Source organism: Brevundimonas sp., from assembly GCF_030682035.1.
GTDB lineage: Bacteria > Pseudomonadota > Alphaproteobacteria > Caulobacterales > Caulobacteraceae > Brevundimonas.
In genome coordinates, this window is sequence record NZ_JAUXQZ010000023.1 from 85,235 (window position 1) to 100,112 (window position 14,878).

16 protein-coding genes are annotated in these 14,878 nt (G+C 67.2%); 1 reads left to right on the forward strand and 15 read right to left on the reverse strand.

The window, feature by feature from the left end; all coding sequences use genetic code 11:
- Positions 1-139: 139 nt before the first annotated feature.
- Positions 140-1,924, forward strand: a complete 1,785-nt coding sequence (locus tag Q8K49_RS04945; protein WP_305304504.1) for an acyl-CoA dehydrogenase — start codon at positions 140-142, stop codon at positions 1,922-1,924.
- A 153-nt stretch (positions 1,925-2,077) separates the two neighbouring features.
- On the opposite strand, the gene lpdA is transcribed toward Q8K49_RS04945, so the two are convergent.
- From lpdA to lipA, 15 genes are all read right to left on the reverse strand, one after another.
- Positions 2,078-3,484: a dihydrolipoyl dehydrogenase gene (gene lpdA / locus Q8K49_RS04950; protein ID WP_305304506.1), complete on the reverse strand. Its 1,407-nt coding sequence runs from the start codon at positions 3,482-3,484 to the stop codon at positions 2,078-2,080.
- Between the two features lies 1 nt (position 3,485).
- Positions 3,486-3,965, reverse strand: a complete 480-nt coding sequence (locus Q8K49_RS04955; RefSeq protein ID WP_305304508.1) for a glutathione peroxidase — start codon at positions 3,963-3,965, stop codon at positions 3,486-3,488.
- A gap of 13 nt (positions 3,966-3,978) precedes the next feature.
- Complete coding sequence (locus tag Q8K49_RS04960; protein WP_305304509.1) at positions 3,979-5,283, reverse strand: pyruvate dehydrogenase complex dihydrolipoamide acetyltransferase; 1,305 nt, start codon at positions 5,281-5,283, stop codon at positions 3,979-3,981.
- The gene (locus tag Q8K49_RS04965) at positions 5,280-6,662 is read right to left on the reverse strand and encodes a pyruvate dehydrogenase complex E1 component subunit beta (protein ID WP_305304510.1); all 1,383 of its coding nucleotides are present in this window, start codon (positions 6,660-6,662) and stop codon (positions 5,280-5,282) included. Before Q8K49_RS04965 ends, Q8K49_RS04960 begins: the two co-directional genes overlap by 4 nt.
- Positions 6,659-7,090, reverse strand: coding sequence for a hypothetical protein (locus Q8K49_RS04970; protein WP_305304511.1), 432 nt, complete (start codon positions 7,088-7,090; stop codon positions 6,659-6,661). Before Q8K49_RS04970 ends, Q8K49_RS04965 begins: the two co-directional genes overlap by 4 nt.
- Before the next feature lie 5 nt (positions 7,091-7,095).
- The gene (pdhA, locus tag Q8K49_RS04975) at positions 7,096-8,115 is read right to left on the reverse strand and encodes a pyruvate dehydrogenase (acetyl-transferring) E1 component subunit alpha (protein ID WP_305304512.1); all 1,020 of its coding nucleotides are present in this window, start codon (positions 8,113-8,115) and stop codon (positions 7,096-7,098) included.
- A 113-nt stretch (positions 8,116-8,228) separates the two neighbouring features.
- Complete coding sequence (locus Q8K49_RS04980; RefSeq protein WP_370867731.1) at positions 8,229-8,546, reverse strand: septum formation initiator family protein; 318 nt, start codon at positions 8,544-8,546, stop codon at positions 8,229-8,231.
- A gap of 227 nt (positions 8,547-8,773) precedes the next feature.
- Complete coding sequence (gene eno, locus Q8K49_RS04985; protein WP_305304516.1) at positions 8,774-10,054, reverse strand: phosphopyruvate hydratase; 1,281 nt, start codon at positions 10,052-10,054, stop codon at positions 8,774-8,776.
- A 76-nt stretch (positions 10,055-10,130) separates the two neighbouring features.
- Entirely contained in the window at positions 10,131-10,727 is a 597-nt protein-coding gene (locus Q8K49_RS04990; RefSeq protein ID WP_305304517.1) for a hypothetical protein, read from the reverse strand.
- A 133-nt stretch (positions 10,728-10,860) separates the two neighbouring features.
- Positions 10,861-11,043 carry a 50S ribosomal protein L32 gene (gene rpmF, locus Q8K49_RS04995; protein ID WP_305304519.1) on the reverse strand — a complete coding sequence of 61 codons (183 nt, stop codon included), beginning with the start codon at positions 11,041-11,043 and terminating at the stop codon, positions 10,861-10,863.
- Between the two features lie 130 nt (positions 11,044-11,173).
- The gene (locus Q8K49_RS05000; protein WP_305304520.1) at positions 11,174-11,701 is read right to left on the reverse strand and encodes a GNAT family N-acetyltransferase; all 528 of its coding nucleotides are present in this window, start codon (positions 11,699-11,701) and stop codon (positions 11,174-11,176) included.
- A gap of 4 nt (positions 11,702-11,705) precedes the next feature.
- Positions 11,706-12,236 (reverse strand): GNAT family N-acetyltransferase, encoded by a 531-nt coding sequence (locus tag Q8K49_RS05005; protein ID WP_305304521.1) that lies wholly within the window; start codon positions 12,234-12,236, stop codon positions 11,706-11,708.
- On the reverse strand, positions 12,229-13,341 hold the full coding sequence (locus tag Q8K49_RS05010) for an NAD(P)/FAD-dependent oxidoreductase (RefSeq protein ID WP_305304522.1): 1,113 nt from the start codon (positions 13,339-13,341) through the stop codon (positions 12,229-12,231). The genes Q8K49_RS05005 and Q8K49_RS05010 overlap by 8 nt, the downstream gene beginning before the upstream one ends.
- Positions 13,338-13,793: a type II toxin-antitoxin system RatA family toxin gene (locus Q8K49_RS05015; protein WP_305304523.1), complete on the reverse strand. Its 456-nt coding sequence runs from the start codon at positions 13,791-13,793 to the stop codon at positions 13,338-13,340. Before Q8K49_RS05015 ends, Q8K49_RS05010 begins: the two co-directional genes overlap by 4 nt.
- 7 nt (positions 13,794-13,800) lie before the next feature.
- Positions 13,801-14,775, reverse strand: a complete 975-nt coding sequence (gene lipA, locus Q8K49_RS05020; protein ID WP_305304524.1) for a lipoyl synthase — start codon at positions 14,773-14,775, stop codon at positions 13,801-13,803.
- Between the last annotated feature and the right edge of the window lie 103 nt (positions 14,776-14,878).

Here is a 14,878-nt window from a genome sequence, read left to right on the forward strand (position 1 = left end):
GAACGACCCCTTTCTGGACGAGCCTCAGCTTGACCCACCCCGCCGGCTTCGCCAAGCGATGTCTTGCCTGCCGCAACTTGCATGCCCTCGGGGCAAGGCGGCATGAACGCGATCAGACCGACAGCGAGACCAGACCGCCATGACCTACCGCGCGCCCGTCCGCGATCTCGCCTTCACCCTTCAGGCCGTGGCCGGCATCGACCGGGTCGCGGCCACCGGCGCCTTTCCTGACTATGACGCCGAGGTGCTGGGCGCTGTGCTCGAGGCGGCGGCGCAGTTCTCGGAAGGGGTGCTGGCCCCGCTGAACCGGATCGGCGACCTGAAGGGCTCGACCTGGGCCGACGGCGCGGTCACCGCCGCGCCCGGATTCGCCGATGCCTATCGCCAGTTCGCCGAGGGCGGCTGGACCGGCCTGTCCGCCCCGACCCATGCGGGCGGGCAAGCCCTGCCCAAGGCGCTGGAGCTGGCGGCCTATGAGACCGTACATGCAGCATGCATGGCCTTCGGCCTGTGCCCCATGTTGTCGCTGGCGACCATCGAGGCGCTGGAGGGCCACGGGACCGACCGGCAGAAGGAGGTCTATCTGACCAGACTGGTCAGCGGCGAATGGACCGGGGCCATGGTCCTGACCGAACCGCAGGCGGGGTCCGACCTGGGCGCCCTGACCGCCACGGCGACGCCGAACGGCGACGGGACGTACAGCCTGAGCGGCCAGAAGATCTTCATCACCTGGGGCGACCACGACGCCACGGACAACATCATCCACATGGTCCTGGCCCGCCTGCCCGACGCGCCACCGGGGCCGAAGGGGATCAGCCTGTTTCTGGCCTCGAAATTCCTCGTCAATGACGATGGGTCGCTGGGCGCCCGCAACGGCTTCCGTCCCGTGGGCGTCGAGCACAAGCTGGGCATTCACGCCTCGCCCACCTGCGTCATGGCCTATGAGGGCGCGACCGCCGAGCTGGTCGGTCAGCCCAATCAGGGTCTCGCCCACATGTTTGTGATGATGAACGCCGCCCGCCTCGCCGTCGGGGTCGAGGGCGTCGGCATCGCCGAGCGGGCGTATCAGCACGCCCTCGCCTATGCGGGCGAGCGGCGGCAGGGCCGGTCGGTCTGGACCGGCGAGGCCAACGCCCCGATCGTCGACCATCCGGATGTGCGCCGCATGCTGGCGGTGATGAAGGCGAAGATCGCCGCCGCCCGCGCCCTCTGCCTGTCCACCGGCGTCGCCGCCGATCTGGCGAATCACGCGGCGACGGAAGAGGAACGCCGCCGCTGGAAGGGCCGCGAGGACCTGTTCACGCCTATCGCCAAGGCCTGGTCGACTGACGTGGGCTGCGAGGTCGCCTCCATGGGGGTGCAGATTCACGGCGGTATGGGCTTCATCGAGGAGACCGGCGCGGCCCAATACTATCGCGACGCCCGCATCGCCCCGATCTACGAAGGCACCAACGGCATCCAGGCCATGGACCTGGTCGGCCGCAAGCTGTCGCAGGACGGCGGCCAGTCGGCGCGCGACCTGATCGCGGACATGAAGGCGACGCTTGCCGTCTTGCCCCGGCTGTATTCCGGTCGGCCGGTCGAGGCCCTCGCCGAGGGGATCGCGGCCGTCGAGGCCGCCACCGACTGGCTGATGGAGCGCAAGGGCGCCGCCGACGGCGCGGCTGACGTGCTGGCGGCCGCCGACGCCTATCTGAAACTGGTCGGCGACGTGGTCGGCGGCTGGATGCTGGCCCTCGGCGCGCTCCACGCCCGCGACCAGCTGGACGGCGGTCAGGGCGATCCGGCGTGGCTGGAAGGCAAGATCACCCTGTACGAGGTCTATGTCGCCAATGTGCTCGGACAGGCCCCGAGCCGGATGGCCGCGGTGCGTCAGGGCGGGGCGCTGCTGGGGCGGATGAGTGCCGACGTGCTGGCGGGGTAGAGTCGAACGCTCTCCCTCCCCTTCATGGGGAGGGACGTCGGCGCGAAGCGATGACAGGGTGGGGTACGACGGGGCAGAGCGGAACCGTGCGGCCGCTCGCCACCCGTCCGCTTCGCGGCCACCCTCCCCATGAGGGGAGGGAGATGCCCTCCATCAGATGTGGATCACCCGCCCGTAGGCGTCCAGCGCCGCCTCATGCATGGCCTCCGACATGGTCGGGTGGGGATAGACGATGCCGTGGATGTCCTCTTCCGTCGCCTCCATGGCGATAGCGGTGACATAGCCCTGGATCATCTCGGTGACCTCGGCGCCGATCATATGGGCGCCGATCAGGGCCCCGGTCTTCGCGTCGAAGATGGTCTTGACGAAGCCGTCGGTGCCGCCCGAGGCGATGGCCTTGCCGTTCACCTTGAAGGGGAAGCGGCCGATCTTGACCTCGAGCCTGGCCTCGCGGGCGCCCTGTTCGGTGATCCCGACCGAGGCGACCTGGGGCTGGGCGTAGGTGCAGCCGGCGATGGGCGAGTTGACGTTCGGTGACTTGAACCCGGCGATGTATTCGGCGGCGTGGATGCCTTCGTGGCTGGCCTTGTGCGCCAGCCACGGCGCGCCGGCGCAGTCGCCGATGGCGTAGAGCCCCTTCACATTCGTTTGGCAGTGGCCGTCGATGGTGATGTGGCCGCGGTCCATGTTCACCCCCAGCGCCTCCAGCCCGATGCCGTCGGTATTGGCGGTGATGCCGACCGCCGAGATGCAGACCTCGGCTTCCAGCGTCTCGGCCTTGCCGCCGGCCTCGATGGCCACCTGCACGCCCTTGCCGCCCTTTTTGACGCCGGTGACCTTGGCCCCGACACGGAATTTCAGGCCGCGCTTCTCGAACGACTTCTGGGCCGCCCTGGACACCTCCTCGTCCTCGACCGGCATGATGCGGTCGACCATCTCGACCACGGTCACCTCGGCCCCGAGAGCGCGATAGAAGCTGCCGAACTCGATGCCGATGGCCCCTGAGCCGATGACGACGATGGAGGCGGGCATGGACTTCGGGGCCATGGCCTCGCGGTAGGCCCAGATGCGGTCGCCGTCTGCCTCGAGGCCGATCTGCGGGATGGCCTTGGCCCGCGCGCCGACGGCCAGCATGACCGCCTTGGCCTCGACCGTGCGCGAACCGCCGGCCTTGAGGGCGATGACCACTTTCGGAGCCGCCACGCCCTTCTCCAGCTTGGCCGACCCCTCGATGACCTCGATCTTGTTCTTCTTCATCAGATAGCCGACGCCGGCGTTCAACTGTTTGGCCACGCCGCGCGAGCGGGCGATGATGGCGGCGAAGTCGAAGCCGACCTTCTCCGCCGACAGGCCGTAGTCCTTCAGATGGGACAGGCTTTCGTATTTCTCGCCGGACTTGAGCAGGGCCTTGGTCGGGATACAGCCCCAGTTCAGGCAGACGCCGCCCAGGGTCTCGCGCTCGACGATGGCGACCTTCTGGCCCAGTTGGCTGGCCCGGATGGCGGCGACATAGCCGCCGGGGCCCGAACCGATGACGATGAGATCAAATTCAGCGGCCATGTCAGATCAGCTTCTCGATGTCGGCCGCGATGGCCGAGGGTTCGACCTGCGGGGCGTAGCGGGCGATGACGCGCCCCTGCCGGTCGGTCAGGAATTTGGTGAAATTCCACTTGATGTCGCGGCTGCCGAGGAAGCCCTTCTTCTGGCTGGTCAGCCAGGCGTAAAGCGGATGACGGTCGGGGCCGTTGACCTTGACCTTGTCGAACATCGGGAAGTCGACGCCATAGGCGGTGGAGCAGAAGCTGGCGATCTCGGCGGCCTTGCCGGGTTCCTGCTGTCCGAACTGGTTGCAGGGAAAGCCCAGCACCTGGAACGGTTTGTCCGTATACTGACGATGCAGCGCCTGCAGCCCCGCATACTGGCCGGTGAAGCCGCATTTGGACGCCGTGTTGACGATCAGAAGCGCCTGGCCGCGATACTGCTCCAGCGCCGTCTCGGCGCCGTCGATGGCCGTGGCGCTGAAATCATAGACCGAGGTCACAGCAGATCTCCGATCAGGCCAGCATCGTCACAGGGTCTTCGATCATCGCCTTGAAGACCTGCAGGAATTTCGCGCCCATGGCGCCGTCCACCACGCGGTGGTCGCAGGTCAAGGTGACGGTCATGACGGTGGCCACCGCCAGCTGGCCATTGACCACGACCGGCCGCGGTTCGCCGGCGCCGACGCTCATGATCGCCCCCTGCGGCTCGTTGATGATCGAGGCAAAGGCCTTGATGCCGAACATGCCCAGGTTGGAGACCGAGAAGGTGCCGCCCTGGAACTCCTCAGGCTTCAGCTTGCGGTCACGGGCGCGCTTGGCGAGGTCTTTCGACTCGGTCGCGATCTGCGACAGGGTCTTGGTCTCGGCCTTGCGGATGATCGGGGTGATCAGGCCGCCGTCAATGGCCACCGCCATGGCCACGTCGGCGTGGTGGTGCATGGCGATGCCCTCGGGCGAATAGCTGGCGTTGGCCTCGGGCACGGCCTTCAGGGCCATGGCGCTGGCCTTGATGACGAAGTCATTGACCGAGACCTTGACCCCGTCCTTCTCGAGCAGGGCGTTGACCTTGACCCGGGCCGCGAGCAGGCCGTCGATGCGGCAGTCGATGGTCAGCGGGAAATGCGGCACGTCGCGGAAGCTGTCGGTCAGGCGCCGGGCGATGGCCTTGCGCATGCCGTCCAGCGGGATCAGGTCATAGCTGCCGTCAGCGATGCCCATCTGGGCCAGCGACTGGACCTTGCGCGGTTCCGTCGGAGCGGATGCGGCGCCGGCCGTCGCCGGTTTGACAGGGCCATTTTCCGCGCCTTCGAGATCGCGCTTGACGATGCGGCCGTGCGGGCCGGAGCCCTTGACGGCGGACAGATCGATCCCGGCCTGGGCGGCGAGGCGGCGCGCGAGTGGCGAGGCGAAAACGCGGGGGCCGTCGGCCTCCGCAGACGGCGCCGCGGGGGACTTGCCCCCCTCCCCCGCTTCGCGGGTACTCCCCCCGGTGGGGGGAGAATGAGCCGGTGATTGTCCCCCCTCCGGGGGGACCGAAGCCTGCGCAGCGGGCTTCGAGGGGGGACTGGCTACAGCCCCGTCCTCACCCTTCAGCCGGGCGATCGGCGTATTGACCTTCACGCCCTCCGACCCCTCGGCCACGAGAATTTCCAGCACCTCGCCCTCATCGACGGCCTCGACCTCCATGGTCGCCTTGTCGGTCTCGATCTCGGCGATGACGTCACCGGCCTTGACCACATCGCCGACCTTGACGTGCCATTTGGCCAGCACGCCCTCTTCCATGGTCGGCGACAGGGCGGGCATCAGGATGTCGGTCATGCCATCACCGCCCGGACGGCCTTGACGATCTTGTCCACGCCGGGCAGCGACAGGGCCTCCAGATTGGCGGCATAGGGCAGCGGCACATCCTCCTGATGCACCCGCATCGGCGGGGCGTCGAGGTAGTCGAAAGCGTGTTCAATCACCCGGGCCACCACCTCGGCGCCGACGCCCATCGGGCCCCAGCCCTCTTCAGCGGAGACCAGACGGCTGGTCTTCCTGACGCTCTCGACGATGGTTTCGTGGTCCAGCGGACGCAGGGTGCGCAGATCGACGACCTCGCAGGAGACTCCCTCCACGGCCAGTTGTTCGGCGGCCTGAAGCGCGAAGCCGACCATGCGGCTGTGGGCTGTGATGGTGACGTCGGTGCCTTCGCGGCGGACCCTGGCCTTGCCGATCGGAACCAGCCAGTCCTCCACGTCAGGCACGTCGAACTCCAGCCCGTACATCATCTCGTGCTCGAGGAAGACCACAGGGTTGGGATCGCGGATTGCCGACTTCAGCAGCCCCTTGGCGTCGGCGGCGTCATAAGGCGCCACGACCTTCAGGCCGGGGACGTTGGCATACCAGGCCGAATAATCCTGGCTGTGCTGGGCGCCCACCCGGCTGGCGGCGCCGTTGGGCCCGCGGAAGACGATGCCGGCGCGGATCTGGCCGCCCGACATATACAGGGTCTTGGCCGCCGAATTGATGATGTGGTCGATGGCCTGCATGGCGAAGTTGAAGGTCATGAACTCGACGATCGGCTTCAGCCCCGCCATGGCCGCGCCGACGCCCAGGCCCGCGAAGCCGTGCTCGGTGATCGGGGTATCGACCACGCGCCTGTCGCCGAACTCCTGCAACAGTTCGCGGCTGACCTTGTAGGCGCCCTGATACTGGGCGACCTCCTCGCCGATCAGGAAGACGTTCTCGTCGCGCCGCATCTCTTCGGCCATGGCGTCGCGCAGGGCGTCACGGATGGTCGTCTTGACCAGCTTGGCCCCGGCGGGGCTTTCGGGATCGCGGAGGGCGGCGGCGGGCGCCCCCTCCCCCGCTTCGCGGGTACTCCCCCCGATGGGGGAAGACTGTGCGGGTGATTGTCCCCCCTCCGGGGGGATCGAAGCCTGCGGGGCAGGCTTCGAGGGGGGCGACGCCGCCCCCTCCTCACCCGCCAACCGCGCGATCGGCGTGTTGACCTTCACGTTCTCGGAGCCCTCGGCGACGAGAATCTCGGCGACCTCGCCCTCATCAACGGCCTCGACCTCCATGGTCGCCTTGTCGGTCTCGATCTCGGCGATGACGTCCCCGGCCTTGACCGTATCACCCGCCTTGATGTGCCATTTGGTCAGCGTGCCCTCTTCCATCGTGGGCGACAGCGCCGGCATGAGAATGTCGGTCATTGCGTGACTACCTTATTCGCCCAAGCATCTGCAGCCTGCCGGGATTCAAATTTTACGATCACTGGGTCGTCCACACCGGCGGTCTCGTAGCAAAAGTCGCCACCCACAAACAGGTAGTGGCGGAACCTACGCTGCACCGGATCGTGCTTCTCCAAAGAACCGACCAAGGTAGAGCCCTCGGCCTCCTTCAAATACGTGCTGCCATCGTAGGCAGCGCCAGTTCCGTGAGGCATCACGGAATGGAGCATTTCCTCAACCCCGAAGTAGACCTCACAAGGGATCGTCACCCCGTAGTCCGTGTCGCCGTGCGTCACCAACAGGTGCAACCCATCGCGGTGCAGACCACAGTTCAAGGCATAGGGTGGGCGACCGATACCGTCGATGATTGTCGGCACGGGTTTCCACCGAATGTGCGGATCAGGAAACACCGCGCCTACGCCTCCACGTAAACGTCGGTGTAGAGCTCGGACGCGTCCGGCTCCGGGCTTTCCTGGGCGAACTGGACGGCCTCGGCGACGATGGTCTTGATCTCGGCGTCGATGGCCTTGAGGTCGTCCTCGGTCGCGCCGGCCTGATCCAGCAGCATCTTGACGTGGTCGATGGGGTCGCGGGTCTTCTTGACCTCGTCGACCTCTTCCTTGGCCCGGTACTTGGCCGGATCCGACATCGAGTGGCCGCGATAGCGATAGGTCTTCATTTCCAGGATGAAGGGGCCGCCGCCCTCGCGCGCACGCTTGACCGCCCGGGCCACAGCATCGCGCACGGCCAGCACGTCCATGCCGTCGACCTGTTCGCCGGGAATGCCGAAGCTGGAGCCCCGCTCGCTCAGCTGGGTCGTGGACGACGAGCGTTCGATGCTCGTGCCCATGGCGTACTGGTTGTTCTCGATGATGTAGATGGCCGGCAGCTTCCACAGCTGGGCCATGTTGAAGCTCTCATAGACCTGGCCCTGGTTGGCCGCTCCGTCGCCGAAATAGATGAAGGCCACGCTGTCGTCGCCGCGGTAGCGGCCGGCGAAGGCCAGGCCGGTGCCCAGCGCCACCTGCGCCCCGACGATGCCATGGCCGCCGTAGAAGCCGGTGGCGGTGTCGAACATATGCATCGACCCGCCCTTGCCCTTGGACGAGCCGCCGATGCGACCGGTCAGCTCGGCCATGACCTCTTTCGGGTCCATGCCCGCGCACAGCATATGGCCGTGATCGCGATAGCCGGTGATGATCTTGTCATGGCCCTGGCGGACGCTTTCCTGCACCCCCACCGCCACGGCCTCCTGGCCGATGTACAGGTGGCAGAAGCCCCCGATCAGCCCCATGCCGTACAGCTGGCCCGCGCGCTCCTCGAAACGGCGGATCAGCACCATCTCGCGATAGAAGCGCAGCAGGTCCTCCTTCGAGGCCGCCGGGGTGTTGGGAATCTTCTTGGACGTCGTCTTCGCGGCGGGGGCTTTCGCCATCCGTCATCTCCCGGCTGGGCCCACAGAGTCAGGGCCTCTTGTCGTTACGGAAAGGGGCTTTAGCAGCCTTCGTTCCCGAAAGGCAAAGCCGGCTCAGGCGATGTAACGAAAGTTCACGCCGCCGGCGTGGAAGGGCCCTCCGCGGCCGGCGCCGAGACCCGGATGACATAGTCCCGCGGGTCCGCGAAGCCGAGAACGGCGCGAGCCCGCTCTTCCAGCAGATCGCGCGACAGGCTGTCAGTACGCAGATAGCGGACGCGGACCTCGAGATCACGCCGCTGCTCCATGATGCCGGACAGCTGCGCCTCGCGCCGCACCATCAGCGAATCACGCTCATGTCCGCTCAGCAGACCGCGCTGACCCGTCAAGGCCTGCACGCCCAGATAGACGACGAGCATCAGCAATATGGCGGAGGGGAAATACGGCTTCATCCGTTCGGGCACTAAGGACGCTCCTTCTGAGCGTGAACTCTTGATTGAGGAGTTCTGACCGAAAATGCCTAACGAACCGTAGCTTGGCGGTGAGATTTGGCGCCGACGCATCGACGTTGCTGGGCTGGCCCATTCGTCCGCCGAGAGTCCGGCTGGCGCGGTGTCGCCCTGCTGCCGGACACTCGCCGGAGCAAGTGGGCAGAAGGCGTCAATTCACGGAGCGATTGCTAACGATTCAGCAGCATGCCGTCGCCGAAATAGGCGCCCTGATCACCCAGCATCTCCTCGATGCGGAGCAGCTGGTTGTATTTCGCCGTACGGTCCGAGCGGGCCAGCGAGCCCGTCTTGATCTGTCCGCAGTTGGTCGCGACCGCCAGGTCGGCGATGGTCGAATCCTCGGTCTCGCCCGAACGATGGCTCATCACGGCGGTGTAGCCGGCGCGGTGCGCCATATCCACGGCGTCAAGAGTTTCTGACAAGGTGCCGATCTGATTGACCTTTATCAGAATTGAATTAGCCAGTCCTTCGCCGATCCCGGCAGCCAGACGCGCCGGATTGGTGACGAACAGGTCGTCGCCGACGATCTGGCAGCGGTCGCCCAGACGTTCGGTCAGCAGGCGCCAGCCGTCGAAATCGTCCTCGGCGCAGCCGTCCTCGATCGATACGATAGGGAAGCGTTCGCAAAGGTCAGCCAGATAATTGACCATGGCGTCGGCCTCCAGCGTCTTGCCCTCCCCGGCCATGACGTATTTGCCGTCCTTGAAGAACTCCGTGGCCGCGACGTCGAGACCGAGGTGGAAATCCTCACCGGCCAGATAGCCGGCGGCCTGTCCGGCGCGGGTGATGAAGCTCAGCGCCTCCTCGGCCGAGGCCAGGTTGGGAGCGAAACCACCCTCGTCGCCGACGTTGGTGTTGTGGCCGGCGTCCTTCAGCTGTTTGCGCAGGGCATGGAAGATTTCCGAGCCCATGCGCAGGGCTTCGGAAAAGCTGTCCGCGCCGGTCGGCAGGATCATGAACTCCTGGATGTCGATCGGATTGTCGGCATGGGCCCCGCCATTGATGATGTTCATCATCGGCGTAGGCAGAATGCGGGCCGAGACACCGCCCAGATAGCGGTGCAGCGGCAAGCCGGACGAGATCGCGCTGGCCTTGGCGCAGGCGAGGGACACGCCGAGGATGGCGTTGGCCCCCAGCCGGCCCTTGTTCTCCGTACCGTCCAGGGCGATCAGGGCCTCGTCGATGCGGCGCTGGTCCTCGGCGTCCATGCCGGAGAGGGCGTCGAATATCTCGCCGTTGACGTTGTCGACGGCCTTGCCGACGCCCTTGCCGCCCCACAGATCCTTGTCGCCGTCACGCAGCTCGACCGCCTCATGGGCGCCGGTCGAGGCGCCCGAGGGCACGGCGGCGCGGCCGAAGCTGCCATCGTCCAGAATGACATCAACCTCGACCGTCGGATTGCCGCGGCTGTCGAGAATCTGGCGGGCGACGATGTCGGCGATGTCGGTCATGGGAGCGCTCTGCTGTCGGGAGTCGGCGGGGTTTAGCGCAGCCTCCGCCGAATCGCCAACCGTCCGGCGTCAGAGATCAGGCGCAACCCTCGACATACTGGATGCTCGGCCCGCCGACGGCCACATGCTCGGCTCGCCCGTCCGTGCCGATGTGATAGGAAATACCGCGCGCCGCGGGGTTCTGGACATCGCCGGGCGCGCCGCCGACGCTCCAGGTGGTGATGTATTCGGCGGGTGCCTCAGAGTATTTGTGCGGCGATGCGGTCGCCGTCGGCCCATAGCCGGCCTTGATCGCCGTGGCCGTGTCGCCGACGCCAAACCCGCGGTCGGTCTTGAGGGTCGAACCGGCGCTCAGCCAGATGCTGGTCAGGAGGCCGTCCTCGACCATGACCATCATGCCTTGCGGCGCCCGCGCGGGGTGGAAGATGTCGCAGGACGCGGGATCAGGGCCGCCGACCGCGTCGGGGTTGGAATCGGCTCCCAGGGCCGTCTCGACCTCGGTCCGGGTCATGCCGATGCGCAGGGGGCCGAAACCCTGAGCCGTCAATACGTCCGCGGCGGGCGGGGCGGCGGGCGGCGGGGCGGGCTGGGGCGCCGGGGCCGGCTCCGGATCGGGCGCTCCGCAGGCGGCGAGGGCGAGGACGGCGGTGGTCAGCAACAGGCGGCGGATCATGGCGAGCGCTCCTTCAGTTCGGAGCATCAGCGCACAAAAACGGCGCGCGGTGAACCGCGCGCCGTCATGCAGTTAATTTTCCGGCTCGGCCTGCGCTTCGCTTCGTGCTGGCCGGGCTCGAGGCCCTGAGAGCCTAGTCGTCCTTGGGCGTCAGGACCTGGCGGCCGCGATAGGTGCCGGTCTTCAGGTCGATGTGGTGCGAGCGGCGCAGCTCGCCCGTGTCCTTGTCCTCGACGTGCGGGTTGGAGCCCAGCGAGTCGTGCGAGCGGCGCATGTTGCGACGCGAGGGCGATACTTTGCGCTTCGGAACGGCCATGTCCGTCTCAATCTTCTTAGAGGGCGGCGCCGGTTAGGGCGCGAAAACAACAGCGGCGGCCCCCTTGCCCCGGAAAGAATGGGGAGAGCCGCCAGCGAGGGCGGGCTTATGCCTCAACCCGGCCCGGAGTTCAAGCGGGAGCTTGTCCCGCCGTCATCGCCGCCCGATCCGCACGCGTCAGGCCGTAGTAGAGGCTGTCCTTCCAGACCCCGCCGACATTCCAGGTGCGCTCGCCCGAGCCCGTGGGCATGAAGCCCAGTCGCTCCAGCAGCCGAATCGAGGCGGCGTTCTCGGGATCGACGTCGGCGGTCATGGTATCGACGTCCGGGGTCTGGAAGACATGGTCGATGGCGGCCCCGACGGCCTCGGCCGCCAGCCCCTGCCCCCAGCAGTCGGGATGCAGGATATAGCCGACCTCCGGCAGGCGCCAGAAGCCGGCCTTGCCGACGACCCGACCGTCCAGCTCGATGACGAAGTCCGGATGGGCGGGACCGTTGGAGATCATTCCATCCAGCCAGGCCCGGGTCTGCCCCAGTGTCTCGTGCGGCGGCGTCGACCACCAGCGGGTGGCGCGCGGGTCCGACAGGACGGCGTGCATCGCCTCCAGATCGTCCGGCCGGGCGGAGCGCAGGATCAGGCGAGGGGTACGGATCTCCACCGGCTCAGCCCAGCTCGCGTTCCATGACGACGAAATACAGGTCGTCACGCTTGGGCAGTCCAAAACGGGGGTCGTCGTAGGGAAACGGCAGAGTGTGTCCGGTCAGCCGGTAGCCGAGCCGCCCGTACCAGCCGACCAGGGTCTCGCGCTGCGGAAAGACGGAGATCCGCACACGGCGGGCGCCGAAACGGTCAGCCAACGCAGCGTGAGCCGCCTCAACCAGGTGGCGGCCGAGGCCGCCGCCCTGCAGGGTCGGGCTGATCGACAGCATGCCGAAATAGCCTGTCCCCTCGCCCCGGTCGGCGATCAGGACGCAGCCGACCAGACCCCCGCCGCGCCACGCGGTCAGCAAGGCCTGTTTCGGGTCGGCGAGAATGCCGGCCAGATCGTCCGGATCGGTGCGCTGGCCGTCCAGCAGATCGGCTTCCGTCGTCCACCCGGCGCGCGAGGCCTCGCCGCGATAGGCGCTCTCGATCAGGGCATGGAGCGCGGGGATGTCGGCCGGGACGGCGTCGCGAATGTCGATCTCAGTCATGGATCAGCATGTCGCTGACCGCCTCGCCGATCGCAAGCGAGCTGGTCAGGCCCGGGCTTTCGATGCCGAACAGGGCGACCAGGCCGTCCAGCCCGTGGACCTCGCGGCCGTGCAGCTGGAAATCCGGCTGAACATCGCCCGGCCCGTGCAGCTTGGGCCGGATGCCGGCGTAGTCGGGGGTCAGGGCGTCATCGGGCAGACCCGGCCAGAAGCGGCGGATGTAGTGGGCGAACTCGTCGGCCTTGGTGGGATCGACGGAATAGTCCTCGGTCTCGACGAAGACGAGGTCCGGCCCGAACACGGCCTGTCCGCCCAGATCCTTGCGATAGTGGGTGCCCAGCGCCCCGGCGATCGGGGGCGGATAGATCAGCCGGTCGAACGGCGCCTTGCCGGTGAGACGGAAATAGACCCCCTTGCCGAAATGACCGGCGGGGATGCGGTCGGCGGGATAGCCCTCGATCCGGGCGGCCACCGTCTGGGACGCGAGGCCCGGCGACGTGACCAACAGGCGGGTGGTGAGCGTAGCGCCGGCCTCACCTCCAGCGGTGATCGTGAAACCCCCGCCGGGCAGAGGCGTCGCCCGCTCGAAAGGCGTGGAGACCACCACCGACCCGCCGGCGTCCTCGACCTCGCCCTGCAGGGCCAGCATATAGCCGTGGCTGTCGAAGACGCCGCTCTCGGGCGACAGGATGGCGGCATGGGCGTTCAGCGCCGGCTCCAGCGCCCGGGCCTGCGCGCCGGTCAGATGTTCGAGCCCCTCGACGCCGTTCGTCGTCGCCTGCCGGAAGATGGCCTCGATCCGATCGACCTCGGCCGCTTCGGTGGCCACGACCAGCTTGCCGCATTTGCGGTGGTCGATCTTGCGGCTTTCGAGGAAGGCGTAAAGCGCCCGCCGCCCCTCGACGCAGAACCGCGCCTTCAGCGAGCCGGTCGGATAGTAGAGGCCGCCGTGGATGACTTCGGAATTGCGCGAGGACACGCCCTGACCGATGTGGGGCTCCTTCTCCAGCACCAGCACCGACAGGCCCCGCTTCGCCAGCGCCCGCCCGCAGGCGAGGCCGACCGCGCCGGCGCCCACCACCGTTGCGTCGAAATCGAAACTCACGTCCTCGGTCCGTAGAGTTGAGCCGCCCGCACCTCGAAACAGCCCATCAGCTTGCTGACGGCGCGGTCGAAATTGGCGTGCAGCATGCCGTCCAACAGCCGCGATTTGAAGGCGAAGTCGATCATGAATTCCACCCGCGTCCCCGCCGGATCGGGGAAGAACTCCCAGCGGTTCTTCAGGTGCCTGAACGGCCCCCGGATCAGGCCGACCTCGACCATGTCGCGGTTCCGGTCATGCCGGACCCAGGTCGAGAATCGCTCCTTCAGGAAGGAGAAGCCGACGGCGGCCTCAGCGTCGATCAGGCTGACGCCGGGGGCCTCCTCGCGGGGACTCCAGGTCCGCATGGCGGTAACCCAGGGCACGAACTCGGGATAGGCGCGCACGTCGGCCACCAGCGCGGCCAGTTGATCGGGCGCATAGGGCAGGATTTTGGTGACCCGGTGGACGGCCAAGCGCGGCTCACCGTCCCGTCTGCGCCAGCCGCGCCGCCCTCAGCCGCGCGAAATCATCCCCGGCGTGGTGCGAGCTGCGGGTCAGGGGCGAGGACGACACCATCAGGAAGCCCTTGGCCCGGGCGATGGCCTCATAGGCCTTGAACTCTTCCGGCGTGACGAACCGCTCGATGGCGGCATGCTTGCGGGTCGGCTGCAGGTACTGGCCGATGGTGATGAAGTCGACGCCGGCGGAGCGCATGTCGTCCATCACCTGCATGACCTCTTCGCGGGTCTCGCCCAGGCCGACCATGATGCCGGACTTGGTGAACTGGTTGGGGTCGCGCTCCTTGACCATCTGCAGCAGGCGCAGGCTGTGGAAGTAGCGGGCTCCGGGCCGGATCTTCAGATACAGCCGCGGCACAGTCTCGAGGTTATGGTTGAACACGTCCGGTGTCGCGTCGATCATCACCTCGGCGGCCCCGTCCTTGCGCAGGAAGTCGGGCGTCAGGATTTCGATGGTGGTGTTCGGCGCCTGCAGCCGGATCTGACGCACCACCTCGGCGAAATGGGCGGCGCCGCCATCCGAGACGTCGTCCCGGTCGACGCTGGTGATGACGACGTGGTTCAGACCCAGCTGAGCGACCGCCAGGCCGACCTTGCCCGGCTCTTCCGGGTCCAGTGGCTGGGGCAGGCCGGTCTTGACGTTGCAGAAGGCGCAGGCCCGGGTGCAGGTGTCGCCCATTATCATCAGGGTGGCGTGCTTCTGGCTCCAGCACTCGCCGATATTGGGGCAGGCCGCTTCCTCGCAGACAGTGACGAGGCCCTTGTCCTTCACGATAGCTTTGGTTGCGTTGTACTGGCCCGAACCGGGTGCCTTGACGCGCAGCCAGTCGGGCTTCTTCAGCACCGCCGTCTCGGGTCGGTTCTGCTTCTCGGGGTGACGCAGTGAGCCAGAGTCCTTTGGCGTCGTCTTCGTCAGGGTGTCGATCAGCGTGACCAAGGCGACGCGGGCTCCGGGCTGTGCGAAACCGCTATGTCGTCCTTCCGCACGGCGAAGGCAAGGCGGCCCCCCGGTTCACGCAGCGTAACGCACCTTTTCAAGG